The organism is Acinetobacter sp. YH01006 (genome assembly GCF_013420445.1).
GTDB lineage: Bacteria > Pseudomonadota > Gammaproteobacteria > Pseudomonadales > Moraxellaceae > Acinetobacter > Acinetobacter pseudolwoffii.
Genome location: NZ_VOYB01000016.1, coordinates 24808 through 43449, shown reverse-complemented (window position 1 = coordinate 43449; position 18642 = coordinate 24808). Strand labels below are relative to the sequence as shown.

The window sequence follows — 18642 nt, the reverse complement described above, 5'->3', positions numbered from 1 at the left end:
AAAGCATGCTAAATACTGCATTTGAACCATGGCCAAGCTTTACTCAACAAGAGGCAGATGCCGTATCTCAAGTTTTACTGTCCAACAAAGTTAACTACTGGACAGGGCAAGAATGCCGTGAGTTTGAAAAAGAATTTTCCCAATTTGCGCAAACCCAATATGCCGTGGCACTTGCCAATGGTACTGTCGCTTTAGATGTTGCACTAAAAGCCTTGAACATTGGTGTAGATGACGATGTGATTGTTACTTCACGCACCTTTTTAGCTTCGGCAAGCTCTATTGTTACAGCAGGTGCAAACCCAATTTTTGCAGATGTAGAACTCGATTCACAAAACATTTCTGCCCGTACCATTGAAGCAGTACTGACTCCAAATACCAAAGCTATTATTTGTGTACATTTGGCGGGGTGGATGTGTGATATGGACCCGATTATGCAATTAGCACAAGATAAGGGTTTGTATGTGATTGAAGACTGTGCACAGGCACATGGTGCGATGTACAAAGGCAAATCTGCAGGCTCAATTGGTCATATCGGCGCCTGGTCCTTCTGTCAGGACAAGATTATGACTACAGGTGGTGAAGGCGGTATGGTCACCACCAATGATAAAGAGCTCTGGAAAAAAATGTGGTCCTATAAAGATCATGGCAAGAACTTTGACAGTATTTATAACAAGCAGCATCCACCTGGTTTCCGCTGGCTGCATGATTCCTTTGGCACTAACTGGCGCATGATGGAAATGCAGGGTGTGATTGGACGCCTCCAGCTGAAAAAAATGCCGGAATGGACCACAAAACGCATTGCTAATATGGAAAAAATTTATAATGCATTTACAGACAGTCCGTATTTTACTGCCCATCGCCCATCTGATGACTATGTACATGCTGCTTACAAATGTTATGTGCAAGTAAATATCGAGGCTTTACCTGAAGGTTGGTCACGTGACCGGATCATGCAGGAAATCAATGCGCTGCGTGTACCTTGTTTTAGTGGTTCTTGTTCTGAAGTGTATTTGGAGCATGCCTTTGATGGCACGCCATGGCGCCCAGCACAACGTTTGCCAAATGCACAAAGATTAGGTGAAACCAGTCTGATGTTTTTGGTTCATCCGAATTTAAGTGCTGAAAGTATGAATAAAACTGTCACAGCAATTCAACAGGTCATTCATAGAATAATTGCTTAAACTTTTACATTATAAGTGCACCGAAGTTGGTGCACTTATTTATATAATAAACTCTTAACTTACGAATCAAATCGTAATTGATTAATAATTCATTACAATGAGAAGATACATCCAGTGAAATCTATCATTACGCCTTTCGTAGAGTCACCACGAGTAGCCAAACTCGCATTTTTAATTCTTCTGGATTTTTGTGCTTTTCCCATCTTGATCTGGCTGTGTTATGTCATTCGTGGCTTTGACTTAGGGGCAGACGTGGTGCCGAATCTGGCTTTTGGCACACTTTGGGTTAGCTTGATTGCAGTGGCAGCGCTTTTTTTCTGTGGAGTATACCGCTTCATTGTCCGTACCTATAATGAAGTATTTATGATTAAAATGGGACTAGCAACAGCGTTGGCTGTTACCGGCCTGTATGCCTTGGCTTATTTCACTCCAGCCTTTATTCCAACCTCGATTCCGTTGATGTTCGGCTTTATGATGTTTGCCTGGGTCTGGTTTAGCCGCGGCATCATCCGTTTTATTATCCGTTCCTATTTGCAGGCTGACGTACAGAAAAAACGCATCGCGATTTATGGTGCAGGCCATGCTGGTCAACAGGTTGCTGCAGCTTTATATCGTTCTAATGAGCATTTGCCAGTATTATTTATTGATGATAAGCGCTCGTTGACCGGACAGCAGTTGGGGCGGCTCAAAGTCTATGATGCACAGACTGCATTAAAGGTGATGACTAAGAAAAAAGTTGATGAAATTTTAATAGCCTTGCCTTCAGTAGGGCGGGTACGTAAAAGTGAAATTATCAAGTTTTTAGAACCGGCACATTTAAAAATTACTGAAATTCCAGGTCTGACTAAACTAGTCGATGGTGACATTCGGATTTCGGATATTCAGGAAGTGGATATTATTGACCTGTTGGGCCGTGATCCTGTACCGCCAGTTGCAGAACTCTTAGCTAAAAATATTCAAAATAAAGTGGTGATGGTCACTGGGGCAGGCGGTTCGATTGGTTCAGAGCTGTGTCGCCAAATTATCAAAAACCAGCCTACCAAGATTATTATTTATGAATTAACCGAATTTGCTTTATATAGTATTGATAAAGAATTACGTTTAACTGGCAATTGTGACATTATTCCAATCTTAGGTTCGGTGCTGGATGAACGCAAGCTTGAACGGGTGATTGAACAATATGGCGTGCAGACAGTTTATCATGCTGCCGCGTATAAACATGTACCACTGGTGGAGTGTAATCCATTAGCAGGTCTGAAAAATAATGCGGTCGGAACTGCTTTTAGCGTAAATGCTGCGGTAAAAAAAGGCGTGGAAACCTTTGTACTGATCTCGACCGATAAGGCGGTCCGTCCAACCAACGTCATGGGGGCAACCAAACGGATGGCAGAGCTGTATTGTCAAGCCATGGCAGAGGTGCAGGACCAGACTCAAATCAGTATCGTACGCTTTGGTAATGTGCTTGGTTCTTCGGGTTCCGTAGTACCACTGTTTAAACAACAGATTGCCAAAGGTGGCCCAATTACAGTGACCGACCCGGAAGTGACCCGTTTCTTTATGACCATTCCAGAAGCATCGCAACTGGTGATTCAGGCCGGAGCTTTGGGGACGGGTGGGGATGTGTTCTTGCTGGATATGGGTGAGCCGGTACGGATTCAGGATCTGGCACGACAAATGATTGCCCTGAGTGGTCTTAAAGTCCGTGAGGATAAAAATCCGAATGGCGATATTGAAATTCAATATACAGGATTACGTCCGGGTGAAAAGCTGTATGAAGAGCTGCTGATTGATGAAGAAAATACAGAAATTACTGTGCATACACGTATTTTACGTTCCATCGAAAAACATTATCCATTGGCAGAAATTCTGGCAGTATTTAACCGCATGCATGAACTTACAGCGACTCAGACCGACATTGAATGGGCGCTAGCACAACTGGAATATTATGTGGATGGTTATGTACGCGGTAACGAAATTAAAGTGAACTAGGTTTTTATAGATATGATCAAAAAAGCAATTCTCCCTGTGGCTGGTCTCGGCACGCGTTTTTTACCTGCCAGCAAATCTATTCCGAAAGAAATGGTAACTGTGGTAGATCGTCCCGCGATTGAATATGTGGTGCGTGAAGCAGTCGCTGCCGGGATTGAGCAGATTATTCTGGTCACGCATTCTTCCAAGGCCTCGATTGAAAATTATTTTGATCGCAACTTTGAGCTGGAAACTACGCTTGCGCAAAAAAACAAAACTGACCTGTTGAAAGAAATTACTGAAATTTTACCTGCGGGGATGAGTGTGATTAGTGTCCGCCAGCCACAACCTTTAGGTCTCGGCCACGCGGTACTATGTGCTAAAGCCGTGATTGGCGATGATGATTTTGCGGTGCTATTACCGGATGTGTTGGTCAAGGATCAGGATCCGGAAAATGACTTGAGTTTGATGATTCAGCGTTTTAACGAATCTAAAGCCTCACAAATTATGGTCGAAGCGGTACCTGATAATTTAGTCTATCAATATGGGATTGTAGATGTGGCGGAATCACCTGCCGAAGGTGAAAGTATTGTCATGCAAGGGATTGTTGAAAAGCCGGCGGTTGGTACTGCACCATCGAATCTGTCCGTGGTGGGTCGTTATATTTTTCCTGCTAAAATCATGCAGCTTTTGGAACAAACCCCAAGAGGGGCTGGTAATGAAATCCAGCTGACCGATGCGATTGCCATGTTACAGCAAACAGATTCAGTTGAGGCCTATCGTATGAAAGGTCAGACTTTTGATTGTGGTAGCAAGTTGGGGTATCTAAAAGCTGTATTGCATTATGGAGTTGATCATCCTAAGCTGGGTGCTGAGTTTAAAGCATTAATCCAGCAACTGGATGTATAAGAAAAATAAGAATAAAAAAGGAAGATTATGAAAGTCGCAGTATTAGGTAAAACCCTGTTTTCGGGGGTCATGGCTGGTCTGTTATCTGAATGTGGTCATCAGGTCGTATGGTGTAATAGCTTTAGTGCAGATGAGCCAGCTCGGATCTATTTCCAGGATGAATCTTTACAGGACTTGCTGCAAAAACAGGAAAAATCTGGCTTTTTAAATTGTTGTGATTTTCAGTATCTAGATTTTAATCAGGATGCTTTTTTCTTTAGTTTTAATGCCACCGAAGAGCAACAGGCATTCCAGATGTTGGAGACGATCCGGCATGCCTGTTTTGCTCATCCTAAACTGATGGTAAATGCTTCAACCTTTGGCTTGCACGGGACTCAACGATTCCAGCAACTTTTGCCGAATGATGACTGGATCTATCTCCCAGATATTATTCAGGAAGGCAATGCGATTCGCAGTTTTGTTCGGGCGAGTCAGTTGATCGTTGGCTGTGATCATGACGATGCGCAGGTTAAAATCAGGGAGCTATTACGCCCATTGTTCCCGCGCGCCCAGCAGTATTTATTTATGCCGGTTCTGGACGCGGAATTTACCAAACTGAGTATTTCCGGCATGCTAGCCACCCGGATCAGTTATATGAATGATCTGGCAGGTGTAGCAGAAAAACTCGGTATCGATATTGAACAGGTACGGCAAGGTATGGCGGCGGATAGCCGGATTGGTTCTGCTTATCTGTTTCCGGGAGTCGGTTTTGGTGGGGAAAATTTTTCGCATGATATCCGAACCCTGACCCATGCAGTGGCAGATTCCGGGGTAAAAAACCAGCTGTTAGAACAGGTCTGGGATATTAACGAACAGCAAAAAGAATTACTGTTCCGTAAACTCTGGAACTATTTCCGTGGAGATTTAAAAGGCAAGGTCATTGCGATCTGGGGTGCAGCCTTTAAAGAAAATACCCCGAGTATCCAGCAGTCTCCGGTACATGCCATGCTGACCGCCTTATGGGCGCAAGGTGTGACGGTCAAATTACATGATCCACAAGCACTGGCCAATATTGAAAAAGTCTATGGGCCACGGGAAGATTTAATCCTGTGTACAGACCAGTATCAGGCGGTGGAAGGGGCGCATGCCTTGTGTCTAATGACGGCATGGAAACAGTATGGCAGTCCGGACTATCCTTACCTGATGAAGCTGATGCAGCATCCCCTGATTCTGGATGGGCGTAATCTGTATGATCCGACTTATGTCAAGACACGTGGTTTTAATTACATTGGGGTGGGGCGTTAATGTTGAATCATTCAAATCCAAATTTCGACACTGAAACGGTGTGTCAGAAACTCGCCTCGAACAAAGTACAACTGCAATCTGAGCATCTGCGAGAACTATTTGCTGCCGATCCGCAACGCTTTAACAAATATTCCATTCAGTTTGAACAACTGCTATTCGATTACAGCAAACACAGAATCAATCAAAATGTGATGCAGGGTCTGATTGAATGGGCAGATGCGCAGAACCTTAGATCATGGATTGGTTCGTTATTTTCAAATCAGAAAATTAACTATACCGAGCAGCGTGCGGCCATGCATTGGGCCTTACGCTTGCCAGAGCATGATCAGCTGCATGCCGATTTGGCGGCTGAGGTACATACCCAGCTTGAGCGTATGTATGCTCTAGTCGAGCAAATTCATGCCGGGCAGCGTCGCGGTGCCACTGGTGAGGTGATTCAGGATGTGGTCAATATTGGTGTTGGAGGATCAGATCTTGGGCCCTTAATGGTCACCCATGCCCTGTCTGATTTTAAATACCAGTCCGCCCAGCCACTCAACGTACATTTTGTTTCGACCATGGATGGCAGCCAGTTGTCTGAGCTGTTGCATCAGCTGCGTCCAGAAACCACACTGTTTATTATTTCCTCCAAATCCTTTGGGACCATTGATACTCTGACCAATGCCCAAACGGTACGCTTGTGGCTGGAAAAAGCCTTAGGTCAGCATCCTTATATTCTCAAGCACCATTTCATTGGGGTATCAACTAAACCGGAAAAAATGACCGCATGGGGCATTGCTCCAGAAAATCAGCTCTTGCTCTGGGATTGGGTCGGTGGGCGTTATTCACTCTGGTCCTGTATCGGGCTGCCAATTGCCTTGAGTATCGGGATTGCAGGCTTCAAGCAGCTGCTGGCTGGTGCCTATGCAGTGGATCAGCATTTTCAGTATCAGCCTTTTGAGCACAATATTCCGGTGCTGATGGGCCTGTTAGGGGCATGGAATAACAATTTTCTGGATATCCAGACCCATGCTATTCTGCCTTATGATGGGCGACTGAAATACTTTGCGTCTTATTTGCAACAGCTGGAGATGGAATCCAACGGAAAATCGATCCAGCGCAATGGCGAGAAAGTCCAGCTGGATACCTGCCCGATTATTTGGGGTGAGGTCGGACCAAATGCCCAACATGCTTTCTATCAGCTGCTGCATCAGGGAACTCAGTCAGTCAGTTGTGATTTTATTGCACCCGTAGAGCGCTATAACAGTCAGCAATACACCTATGCAGACAGTGCTGAAGCATTGGTCGAACAGCATCATTTGGCTTTATCCAACTGTCTGGCACAATCGCGTTTACTGGCTTTTGGCAATGAAGCACTAGATCAAACTGAATTGGCGAGCTTGCCGGCCTATAAGCAGTATGAAGGTAATCAGCCGAGTACCACACTATTGATGCAAGAGTTGAATCCCTATAGCTTGGGCATGCTCATTGCATTCTATGAACATAAGGTATTTGTGCAATCCGTGCTGTGGAACATTAACCCATTCGATCAGTGGGGCGTAGAAAAGGGCAAAGAAATTGCCAACCAGCTATTGCCAATCCTCAATGGAGAGCAGACTGACTTGAGTGGTCTGGATGGTTCAACCCAAGGCTTAATTAAAATTCTGTTAGGAAAGTCACATGGCTAAAATTTTGGTAACGGGCGGTGCCGGCTATATTGGTTCACATACCTGTGTGGAATTATTAAATGCCGGACATGAAGTGATCGTACTGGATAATCTTTGCAATAGTGCTGGTGAATCCTTAAACCGGGTAGAAAACCTGACCCAAAAAAGTCTGACTTTTGTCGAAGGGGATATCCGCGATAGTCAGTTACTGGATCAGGTCTTTCAACAAAATTCGATTGATGTGGTAATTCATTTTGCCGGTCTTAAAGCTGTGGGTGAAAGTCAGCAGATTCCACTCGCTTATTTTGATAATAATATTGCCGGCTCGATCAGTCTGGTTCAGGCGATGCAGCGTGCCCAGGTGTTCAAACTGGTCTTTAGCTCTTCGGCCACCGTTTATGGTGAAAATAATCCATCCCCTTTAAATGAAGAAATGCCTACCGGAATGCCAACTAATAACTATGGCTATACCAAGTTGATTATTGAACAGTTATTACAAAAACTATCGATCTCGGATGAGCGCTGGTCGATTGCTTTATTGCGTTACTTCAATCCGGTCGGTGCACATAAAAGTGGGAAAATTGGTGAAGATCCGCAAGGGATTCCAAACAATTTAATGCCATTCGTAACCCAGGTTGCGGTGGGCCGTCGTGAAAAGTTGTCTATTTTTGGTCATGATTATGACACCGTCGATGGTACCGGTGTGCGTGATTTTATTCATGTCGTGGATCTGGCCAATGCACACTTATGCGCTTTGAATAATCGTCTGACTGCACAAGGATGTCGTGCCTGGAATATTGGTACCGGTCATGGGAGTTCAGTGCTGCAAGTGAAAAATACGTTTGAGCAGGTGAATGGCGTTGCTATTCCATTTGAGTTAGTGCCTCGTCGTGAAGGTGATGTGGCGACCTGTTTTGCAGATAATACCCGTGCAGTACAAGAGTTGGGCTGGACACCACAATATGGCTTGGAAGATATGCTGGCAGATAGTTGGAACTGGCAGAAACAGAATCCGAAGGGCTATCATTAAAATGCTTGAAGTGGCATGAATAAGAATGGGAGCAATATTGTGCTCCCATTTTATTGTAGGTGGATTAATTGGTTGTACGGTAGATTTTGGGTGTAGGCTTGTTTCATTAGAGAATTATATTGCTGAAGAAGCCTTCAGTGCTAGGATTTTGCAACACAGTCAAGTCAGATTGGTAGTAACTATAGTAATGAGATTTTTGGTAAATGCGATGATGTATGAAAAATAACAAAAAAAACACAACAGAATCACACTATTTTTACCTATCTGCGGGTAAATTGTAAGTATTTGTAAAAATTATTGATGGTTTGAGATTGTAATTACCTAAAAAATATAAAAATCATATGGTTAAGTTATAATTGATTAGTTTCTATTTTCTAAGTTCTTTTTTAGCTTTAGAGGGAGTTTTGTAAGAATTATATGTAACAATTCTTATTTTTAAATAATTTAATATAAAATAATGGCATACAAAAAATAATAATTGGGGGAAATGGAAAAATATATTGTGAATAATAAAGTATGTGTATGTTTTTTAATCAATGATAATAAGATAACTACACGCTGCATAACCTTACTCATCATGAGAAAGAGTTTTTATGCCAGTGTTACTCAAACAAATAAATATATTCTTTTTTTAAGGAATGGAGAAGATCATGAATAAAATGACTCAAGCAGTATTAGCAGCATTAGCACTAAGCTTTGGTTTTGGCTCAACAGTTGTTTATGCAGCAGATGCGGAAACTGCAGGACGCCCAGGTCATAATCCTAAACCACCAATTGACTGGAGTAAATGTAATACTTTAGGCTGTGAAAAAGAAATTCCAATTTCACTTAAAATTAACAAGAAATGTATTTTAACTGGTGGAAATGCAATACTATTATCTGCTGCCGGTGGAACTCAAAGTACAAATTATTCAATTACAACAAACACCCCTTATGTTCTGAATTTGCAAACTGCAAATGCTGGCGCTAGTAATAATACGTTTGTTAGACATGAAACAGATGCATCTGAAACAATTTCTACAACAATTGTGACAACTAAACAAGGTGCAGGTGCTGTTCCGTTTGGTAATTCAAATCATAACGGTCAAGCAGTTGATAATTATACACTTGCAGTTACTAATGCTGCAGTTGATGCTACACAGTTAGCAGGTAATTATACCGATCGCTATCTAATCAAAGCTTACTACTAATTTATTTAATCAACCTAACCTAACATTTATGTTGGGTTAGGTTGCCTTATTATATTTTTAAGTGGAAAATTATAATATGAGAAAAATAGCTAAATTATTTATTATATCTTTTTTTTCTATGACTGGGGTAAAGGCTGATGTGGCAATTGATCCAGTACAAATGTATATACTTAATGATACAAAACAAAAAACAACAACACTTACTTTAGAATCTATAAATGAAGCAGAAAAAAAGATATTTGAAATAAAAGCATTTAAATGGGATCAAAATAATAAAGGTGAAGACGTGTTGGAGAAGGATAACACTCTTATTATTAATCCAAGAAATTTTATTTTGAAACCTAATGGAAAACAAGTTATACGTGTTGGGTTTAATCGTCCAATAGCATCTGTATTAGATGGTAGGGAAGAGGGTGCCTGGCGTATTATAATTGAGGAATTACCTCAGCCTGTAAAAGAATCATCTATTACTTTTTTGATGAATTTTAACCTGCCATTATTTATTGGAAAGCAAGATAACCTAAAATTAAATTTTAATATTGAAAATGATAAGCTTGTAGTTAAAAATAAAGCAAAATCCCATGTTCAAATTTCAAAGTTACAAATCTTAGACTCGAATAAGAAAGAAGTTTTTACTAGCAACAATATGAAATATGCACTTGAAGATAAGAATATTTTCTATGAGTTGGGAGGAGTTAAAATAAATAATCCTCAGAATTATTTTGTTAAATTAATGACAGATAAGTCAAATGATGAAGTAGAGTTAAAGCTTATGGATTAAAATTATAATCAAGGATTATATTATGCAGTTAAACAGAAAAATAATTTTTTTAGTCAATATTTTATTCTTATGTAATGCTAATGCTAACCAGAATCCTGATGAAGAGTTTTTTGCTAATCTCTGGATAAATGAGCTTGATCATAATATAGATATTATTTTAATAAAAAGTGATAATAATTTTTATATAGAGTGTAGTGTGTTGTTGGAACGAGACATTGATATATCTAAATTATCAAAAATGGCTTCTCGGGATGAGTTTTGTCTTATTTCAGATCAGAATATTCAATCGAATTTTGATGTCTCTGAGCAAACAATTAATCTGACGATACCTACTCCTCTATTTAAGTCAAGTACACAGATCTCTCAGTTACAGACTATGCCAGAGAAAGCCAGCTTTGGAAGTTTTGTAAATTATGATTTTACCTATTTAAATTCAAAAATACACAGAGAAATAAATTCTGTATATAACGGCATGACAGAGCTCGGTATTTTTAAAGATTATTGGATATTTAAGAACTCAATAGCTTATTATAATCATCCTTTGAATGAGTATTTTACTCGACTCAGTACTAGTGTTGACTTTGAATTTCCTAAAAGTATGACTCAGCTTACTTTAGGAGATACAACTACAGTATATAATCCATTAATTAATTCTTTACGTTTTGCCGGTTTAAACTGGGGAACTAATTTTACTGAGCGACCAAATTTTATTTATTGGAATACTCCAACCTTACAGGGAAGTGCACGTGTTCCTTCTACAGTTGATTTGTATATTAATGGGGTAAGTATATATAGTCAAAGAGTCAGTCCTGGTGATTTTAATCTTCAAACTGGTGCACAAATTCAACAGGCAGGAAATGCACAAATTGTCGTTGAAGATGTACTAGGAAATAGAAGTGTACAAAGTTTTCCTATTCTGGTTACAAATCGGTTATTAAGGCCCGATCTCAGTGAGTATAATATTTCATTAGGGAAGTTACGTTATAACTATAATATAGAAAGTGATGACTATCGTGATTTTTTCTCTAACTTTTATTATCGTTATGGGGTATCTAATCGGACAACACTTGGTTCTAATTTTTCTTATAGCGAAGACTTGCAAAATTTAGGCTTTCTATGGACTCAAGCGATTAGTCATTATTTGGTTTTGGATAGTGTTGTTCAAGTTTCACATGATGAACTTAATAAGTTTAATTATTCATATGGATTATCTGCTGCAAAGGATTTTGGAAGAGTTTCACTTGGTGCAAGTGCAAAATATACAGAAAGAGATTTTAAATATTTAGGTGATGCTCTGGATAATTTTTATACTTATCCTAAGTATGAGTATTTAATTTATGGAGGAATGAGCAATATTCCTCTCCTACATAATATTTATTTGAATTATGCTGCCCAGAGTTTTCATCAGCAAGAAATACGCGTGGAAGATGAGATTCCTTTATTTTTTCAAAATGATCGTAAAACTTTAAATTTAGGGTTTAATCGTCGGTTAGGTAGGAAGGGGAGCCTAGGTTTAAGTTATTTTAGCTCATTCGGTGATGATCGGGATTCTGGAGTTGTCTTATCACTCAGTTATAGTTTTGATGATGATAAAGCAGTTTATTTTAGTCATTCAACAGAGGAAAGAACTAAATTACAATTTGTTAAAAGTAATCCTAATCAGGTTGGATTTGACTATGAAACAGGTGTAAATAGGCTGGATGATGAAACACTATATAATTTTAATGGGCGATTGAAAACAGATGTTGGGGATTTAGGTTTTTATCATATAGAAGGAGATAATGAGTCTGAATCACAACTAAATTATCGTGGAGCGGTTATTTTTCTGAATAATAAATTTAATTTTACCAAGTTGGTTGATAATGCATTTTCTGTTGTTAGTGTAGGAGATTATCAGGATGTCGATGTTCTAAGGTCTTTATCTGTAGTAGACAAGACGAATAAGAAAGGCTATACCTTTGTTCATGATATAATCCCTTATGTAAATTATGATATTGGTTTTGATCAGAATCAGTTACCTGTTGAAGATAAAATTCCTTATGCAACCAAGAGGCTTACCGCTTTAGATCAGCGGGGCTATATTATTAACTTTCCTATATATAATACAAAACAGGTCACGATTTTACCTGTGGATAGTAATAATAATAAATTTACAGCTGGTTCAGAATTATATATCAATAATGATGGTGGGGAGGTTTATCCTATCTCGTCTGATGGTACGGTCACATTATATGGGCTTATTCCAAATACTTACAATATTAAAATCACCAGCACTGAATCTAAAACTTGCTTTGCACAATTAATGGTTACAGAAAATCAAAAAGAAGAAAGCGGACTATCTACGCTTATCTGTAAATAAAGGATGAAAAATAATGAAACTTAAATTTATTATACTTATGTTCTCTCTATTATTGACCAATCTAAGTCATGCCCAACGTTGTCAGATTGAACGGTCGACAGCATCAGAACTTAAATTGAATTCTTCTTATCTGAGTCAAGCTGCGACTTCATTTATTGTAAGGTGTGATAGCAGTTATGCTATTCAATTTAATTCTAAAAACTTAACCAGCACTAATGGCAGCAGTTATTTGGTTAATGAGCGCAATCATAAAATAAGAACACAAATGTATATTTCTGGGGCGACCTCATCTCGTTGGAATATGCCGATATCTCAACCGGCAACTAACCTAAATAAATTTGTTGTATTGGTACAGCTGGCTGAGCAACCTTCTGCCTTGACTCCAGCTGGAGTTTATAAAGATAGTTTATATGTGGATCTTATCTACTAAATACTTATATTTAGGACAGCCCTGGTAATCCCCCCTACAAATAATAGGATCTAAAATTAGAATTTTCTCTATACAAGTAGGAGCTTCTGCATGAAAACATCTAAATTTACTGACAGTCAGATCATCATGTCCATCTTGAAACAGGCATAGTCAGAGACACCTGTAACTGCCCTTTGTCGTGAACAATGGTATGAGTAATGCCACCTTTTATAAATAGCGTGCCAAATATGGCGGTATGGATACATCATTATTGCCATCATCGAGATATCGACTTAAAGCTAGCCAACGCTTCAGACTGTAATTGATTGCCTTGGCGGTTGGAGAACTCGATGGCACCGTCAAATAATGTTGGTTGAGCTATTCATACAATTGTTGCATCACCAGTTGACTATGTTGTTATCGGTATTCGCGGCGGTGTTCTGCTGTACCCTCGGTCTTTTTCCTGAGTTCAGCTTCTATGGCATACAGTTTCTGAATCAGCACTAATGCCTGTTCAGCAATCTGACTTTTCCTGGTCACATGCAGTTCATGGAATTTACGACGTGCATGCGCCATGCAGCCACCTCAATGACCTGGCCTGATTTAAAGCGTGCTTTATAACCACTGTAATCATCACAGACCAGATGGCCCTGCCAGCCTTTCAGGAACTCTTCAGCATGCTGACCTGAACGGCTATCCTGAAAGTCATAGATTACCGCATGAACTGGATTGTACTGTGTGGTGGCATAGGCCCACACATAACCTTTCTTCGGTTTTTTCTCATCATCGCCCATCTGCATGATGGTGACCTGCGTTTCATCTGCATGAATCACCCACTTTTGCAGCATAAGCTGTTTTAAGGCATTATTCTGAATGAGGTTCAAAAAAGTGCTGGAAGTTACGGCTATGGTTATATTGCAGAAATCACTCACCGCCTTAATCACCGCCCAAGAAAAAGACTCGGCTTTAAAAGTTCGAGTCAGGTATTATGGCAACAACATGGTGTTGCACTTCAAATGCTAATCTAAGTTGTTAATGAATATTTTAATTAACTTTGAATTAGCTGAGTTAACTCATCAACATAGTCTTGCATCGGTCGCGGGTTACGATTACGACGGCTTTCAATATTCAAACGCAGTAAAGGTTCAGTATTCGATGCACGGACATTAAAACGCCATGCACCAAAATCCAGACTCACTCCATCCGTCTGGTCGATAGCAGGTTTTTGATCGGCATAATGATCAAAGAGTTTTTGAATCGTGGTTTGAGTATCTGCAACTTTAAAGTTGATCTCACCTGAACATGGGAATTTGGCAATCATTTCTTCGACTAGAGAGGATAATGATTTTCCTGTTTCAGATAGTACCGCTATTGCCAGTAACCATGGAATCATACCGCTATCACAATAGGCAAAGTCACGGAAATAGTGATGGGCACTCATTTCACCGCCATAAACCGCATTATGTTCACGCATTTTTTCTTTAATGAAAGAATGGCCTGATTTGGATTGAATTGCTTCACCTTTGAATTGTTCAACAATATCAAAGGTATTCCAGACTAAACGTGGATCATGCACGATTTTCTCGCCAGCCTGTTTCAGTAAGAAGGCTTGAGCTAAAAGACCGACAATATAATAGCCTTCAATAAACTGGCCTTTTTCATCGAATAAGAAACAGCGGTCAAAGTCACCATCCCAGGCAATACCCATGTCTGCTTGATGTTCTAATACTGCATTACGGGTGCTGTCACGGTTTTCAATTAAAATCGGGTTAGGGATTCCGTTGGGGAAATTGCCATCGGCTTCATTGTGAATTTTCACGAATTTCACTGGAATCTGCAGCTGTTGAAACTTCTGTTCAATTGCATCAACGACATGACCTGCAGCACCATTGCCGGCATTCATCACCAGTTTCATCGGGCTGATTTTTGCCGGATCAATATAAGTCATCAGGTGATCAATAAACTCAGGCAAAATATTGTATTTTTCAGTATGCCCTTTTTGTGCAACTTCAATAAACTGACCTGATTCTGCTAAAGCCTGAATCTCTTTAAGACCAGTAGCTGCACTGATTGGACGTGCATTTTCACGTACCAATTTCATGCCATTATAGTCCATAGGGTTATGACTGGCCGTCACTTCAATACCACCCTGCACATCGAGGTGGAAGGCACCAAAATAGACTTCTTCAGTCCCTGTCATGCCAAGATCAAGCACATTGACTCCAGCATCATTTAAACCACGAATGGTGGCTTGTTTTAAGCCGTCACTGCTGAGGCGTATATCACAGCCAATCACTACAGTTTTCGGTTGGTAGATCTGTCCATAGGCACGACCAATTTTATAGGCAATCTCTTCATTCAGCTCGGTGCTGAGTTTGCCGCGAATATCATAGGCTTTAAAGCAAGTCAGTTGTGTCATGTGATTTCTCAAAATTCGCAAAAAAGAGTCGAAGGTATAAAGTATTGAAATAGTATAGAGATAATGTGGCAAGATTAAAAAACAAAAAACCCCATAAAAAATTACAGAGGTTTTAGGATATAGATTCAAGCGAGCTAAAGTCTTTTATTCAAAGATAATTTAGAAACATTCCCACTGAGGCTAAACCATAACGTTTGTCTAAACGTGAAGCGGTAACGCCATTGTAGAGGAAGGTGATATCACCGACAAAATTATGCTGGAATATTTGACCTTCGACAAATCGGTAGGTACGGTTCAGTATCCTTATCTACACTGTCTCATTCTTTTCTAATTTTTTTAAGTAATTCCTTAATTATTTTATCGAATCGTTCAACCCATCGTTCGAACTCCTGACTTGATTCATTAAGTTCATTTAGATTTTTAGGATGATGTAAGGTTTTTGCCAAACCATAGTCTGCAAAATATTTTAAAGTCGGCCATCTTAGTGAACACTGCATAATTTTTTTCATCATTGCTTCAATTGATGTCTCATCAAACTCTTTTATATCATTTAAGCAGAGGACTAGGGTTGAAAGTTTTTTCACATTATCTGTGACATCTATTTCAAAGATTATGAAATTGTGATCGAATAGTTTATCCAACCTGTAAATCATTAGAGAGCGCTTGTTTCCATCCAAAGTTATGTGGAGTTTAGATCGCTGCAATCTAGGAAGTTTATAGAGTTTTGAGGTTGTCGCCTTAATATTATTTTGCTCAATAAACTTTTCTATCATGAATCTGAAGGCTTCAAAACGATCCATAAGCAAATCTAAATTATTACTCTCATCTTCTAAACCCTCAAATTCACCACGACCAATTGTTCCAACCCTAGTCGCTTCATCAGTCCCTACAGCATCATAGTCTTGGATTTCCTCTTCCAGCGAAGGCAAGGATGTGTTCTTGGCTCTTTTTTTATTATAAATTTTACGGGTGAGAACTGGATCGGAAAAGCTGAGTAATACAGGATAGCTAGGCAAAGTAAGGATTTTACGATCACTATTAGCCTCTTGACTATCATCAATTTCTGGAGATTCGGACTCTTGTCGGGTTGAGTAAGTACCTGATTTCCCTGTAGACGATGTATTTTTATTTTGAGTAAATCGCGAACTAGAAAAATCAATCTTCTTGGGTAAGTTCGATTCTAATCCTTTAATCTCTACAATTTCATTGATATAAATTTGATTCAATTTTTTAGAATAATAGGCTTTAACAGTTATTTCTACATTTGCTAAAGAAGGGGGATCAAAATTGAAATACCACCATTCTTTATTTGTACCTTGTATTTTTTCACTAAAAAAATGAGTAGCAATACTTTCATAGCTTCTTCTGATTTCAGGGTTGATTAAAATCCAAGCGAGTAAGTTGCGCATGCCAGGATGATTATATTGAGATGGGGGAAAATTACTCGAGGATAGTTCTGTAATCAGCACATGGTTTTCTGAAACTCTTTGAACGTCAAATTCCAGACTTAAAAAATTTTGTGAAAGTGCATTTCTCGCAAAATAAGCATTATGAAAAAATAATGCTCTAGCAAGTTCCAATTGTGGCAAATGTACAATTGTATTTTTAAATTTTTGATCAAGGTCAGTTAATTTCTGTGTGAGTTGAAATTGTTTTGTCGCAATATTATTGCTGACCTGCCATTTTGTGAGATCGCTAATTTTAAATTTTAGTGTTAAATGATTTTCATCTTTCAATTCAACTGAGGAATTTAAGCATCTCCGTTGTGCGACCAAGTGCATGCTTGAAAATCGAGTATGTTTAAAAAACCTTTGTTTTTCATATTCTAATCCGAGATTAATATTCCAATCTCTCTCTTGTTTATTCTTAAAAATTGCCCCAATATATGAAATTCTAGCGTTTAACGGAAAACCCCTAATAACCAAAATTAATTCTCCCAATGAATAAGTTTAATAACGTTCGTTAAAAAATTATTTGCTTCAGTTGTTATTCTTTCTTCACTTAAACCCGATTTTCGTAAGATGATCCAGCGTGACAGTTGTTCATTTGCTGAATATGATTGCAGTAATACTCGGGTTAGTCGCCTAATCTGAAAGCAGCTAATATCCTCATTATATTGATCTAAAAACTGTTTAGTTAATGGCAAATTATCTAAATTTTTTTCAATAGTAGCTGGATTCCTAAGTTGCTTGATCCACCAGTTTTTTGATTTTCTAGGTAAATCCAAGTTTTCTATAAGTTGTTGTTTAATATTGATTAATAGTTTAACGGTTTCAAGATCACGTGTACCCCAATCAATTTTATTTCCTGTAGGTATGTGAGGTTGCTGATAATGACTGTTTGTTTCAAGTAGCCATTCTTTATCATTGCGATAGAGCCATGCATATAGAGCACTATTTTGTTTTCTTGATGCATTGATGCTGTCTTGATTGATTGCCTCAAGCCATTTTTTTCGTTTTTCTAATATAATTGTATTTTGAGATTCTGTTATATCCGAGGATTGTAATTTTATAGATTGTGGTTTAATGACTGGTTGTAAAGAATTAACAGTTACTAAGATCTCATTAAATGACCAGTCTCTACCTGCATTCATAGCTTCAATTACAATTAAATGTTGAAGATAGCTAAAACATTTACGATGTTTTCGGAAAATACTACGTAGCCAACTATTTTCAGAACTGAAATTGTCCAAATGATATTGCTTTAAAAACTGTTTAGACCAGCGGGTCGAAATTTTTTCATAAATGGAGTCATATAAAATATGAGAGTTTCCTCGGACACAATTATTTTGATGAGCAAGTTTCTTATAAAAAAGACTCCATTGCTCAAAACTTGCAGATTGTTTTGGACAAAGCTGTAAAAGCTCATCTACTTTTTTACAGATGAACAGATCATCTAATTTGGCTGCTGACTGAGTGACAATCGGGCAGTTTTTAACATCAGCTGCAATAAATTCATGTTTGTGTGGTGACCTAAACTCTATATTTGTTTGTATAAGTTCACCATGTTTTTGACAACAAGTAACACCTTGGACTTGCCAAAGTCTGGACCAATAGTATTCTTTATATTGTTTAAGCTGTTCATTTATACATCCTGGGCAATATTGCAAATAGGTGGGAGTTGCTATGTAAGATGCATTAATTCCTAGGGCTAAATGTACTGAACCATTTGATTTATTCAGCATCCATTGCATGCATTCTTGTCTTCGCTCTTCTGGAACAAATGGGGCATAAAGAGGAAAAAGAGTATGCTGATAAATTAGTTTTTCTGCATCAAATTGTGTTTCAGGTAACAGCTTTAAAATTTTTGATAAATTTGCGGGCAAATCTATTGTCGCTACAACTTCACGATCTTGGAAAATCTCATCTAAAAGTTGTTTTGGGCTATTAATTGCTAATCGTATTCCAGCTCTAGCAACTGAACTATAGATTAACTCATTAGCATAAGGAACCGGAAAATTTAGCAT

General features: G+C 38.8%; 13 protein-coding genes and 1 pseudogene. 10 read left to right on the top strand and 4 right to left on the bottom strand.

From position 1 onward, the window contains the following. Window positions 1-5: 5 nt before the first annotated feature. From FTT73_RS12500 to FTT73_RS12455, 10 genes are all read left to right on the top strand, one after another. Window positions 6-1181: a DegT/DnrJ/EryC1/StrS aminotransferase family protein gene (locus FTT73_RS12500; protein ID WP_180191505.1), complete on the top strand. Its 1176-nt coding sequence runs from the start codon at window positions 6-8 to the stop codon at window positions 1179-1181. A gap of 114 nt (window positions 1182-1295) precedes the next feature. Further along, window positions 1296-3170: a nucleoside-diphosphate sugar epimerase/dehydratase gene (locus FTT73_RS12495; protein ID WP_180191504.1), complete on the top strand. Its 1875-nt coding sequence runs from the start codon at window positions 1296-1298 to the stop codon at window positions 3168-3170. Window positions 3171-3182: 12 nt separating this feature from the next. After that, window positions 3183-4058 carry a UTP--glucose-1-phosphate uridylyltransferase GalU gene (galU, locus tag FTT73_RS12490; protein WP_180191503.1) on the top strand — a complete coding sequence of 292 codons (876 nt, stop codon included), beginning with the start codon at window positions 3183-3185 and terminating at the stop codon, window positions 4056-4058. Between the two features lie 27 nt (window positions 4059-4085). Next, window positions 4086-5342 (top strand): nucleotide sugar dehydrogenase, encoded by a 1257-nt coding sequence (locus FTT73_RS12485; protein ID WP_180191502.1) that lies wholly within the window; start codon window positions 4086-4088, stop codon window positions 5340-5342. Next, complete coding sequence (gene pgi / locus FTT73_RS12480; protein WP_180191501.1) at window positions 5342-7009, top strand: glucose-6-phosphate isomerase; 1668 nt, start codon at window positions 5342-5344, stop codon at window positions 7007-7009. The genes FTT73_RS12485 and pgi overlap by 1 nt, the downstream gene beginning before the upstream one ends. After that, complete coding sequence (galE, locus tag FTT73_RS12475; RefSeq protein ID WP_180191500.1) at window positions 7002-8018, top strand: UDP-glucose 4-epimerase GalE; 1017 nt, start codon at window positions 7002-7004, stop codon at window positions 8016-8018. Before pgi ends, galE begins: the two co-directional genes overlap by 8 nt. Before the next feature lie 650 nt (window positions 8019-8668). Then, window positions 8669-9208, top strand: coding sequence for a hypothetical protein (locus FTT73_RS12470; protein WP_159123841.1), 540 nt, complete (start codon window positions 8669-8671; stop codon window positions 9206-9208). Between the two features lie 76 nt (window positions 9209-9284). Further along, window positions 9285-9989, top strand: coding sequence for a molecular chaperone (locus FTT73_RS12465; protein WP_180191499.1), 705 nt, complete (start codon window positions 9285-9287; stop codon window positions 9987-9989). A gap of 22 nt (window positions 9990-10011) precedes the next feature. Continuing rightward, window positions 10012-12348, top strand: a complete 2337-nt coding sequence (locus FTT73_RS12460) for a fimbria/pilus outer membrane usher protein (protein ID WP_180191498.1) — start codon at window positions 10012-10014, stop codon at window positions 12346-12348. 13 nt (window positions 12349-12361) lie between these two features. After that, complete coding sequence (locus FTT73_RS12455; RefSeq protein WP_159123838.1) at window positions 12362-12778, top strand: hypothetical protein; 417 nt, start codon at window positions 12362-12364, stop codon at window positions 12776-12778. A 249-nt stretch (window positions 12779-13027) separates the two neighbouring features. Here the strand turns inward: FTT73_RS12455 and FTT73_RS12450 are convergent. From FTT73_RS12450 to FTT73_RS12435, 4 genes and pseudogenes are all read right to left on the bottom strand, one after another. Next, a pseudogene (locus FTT73_RS12450) lies at window positions 13028-13623 on the bottom strand (IS66 family transposase); the annotation flags it as partial. A gap of 182 nt (window positions 13624-13805) precedes the next feature. Further along, window positions 13806-15176 (bottom strand): phosphomannomutase CpsG, encoded by a 1371-nt coding sequence (locus FTT73_RS12445; RefSeq protein ID WP_166135073.1) that lies wholly within the window; start codon window positions 15174-15176, stop codon window positions 13806-13808. A 317-nt stretch (window positions 15177-15493) separates the two neighbouring features. Next, complete coding sequence (locus FTT73_RS12440; protein ID WP_257224500.1) at window positions 15494-17116, bottom strand: Tn7-like element transposition protein TnsE; 1623 nt, start codon at window positions 17114-17116, stop codon at window positions 15494-15496. Next, on the bottom strand, window positions 17104-18642 hold the full coding sequence (locus tag FTT73_RS12435; RefSeq protein ID WP_180191497.1) for a TnsD family Tn7-like transposition protein: 1539 nt from the start codon (window positions 18640-18642) through the stop codon (window positions 17104-17106). Before FTT73_RS12435 ends, FTT73_RS12440 begins: the two co-directional genes overlap by 13 nt.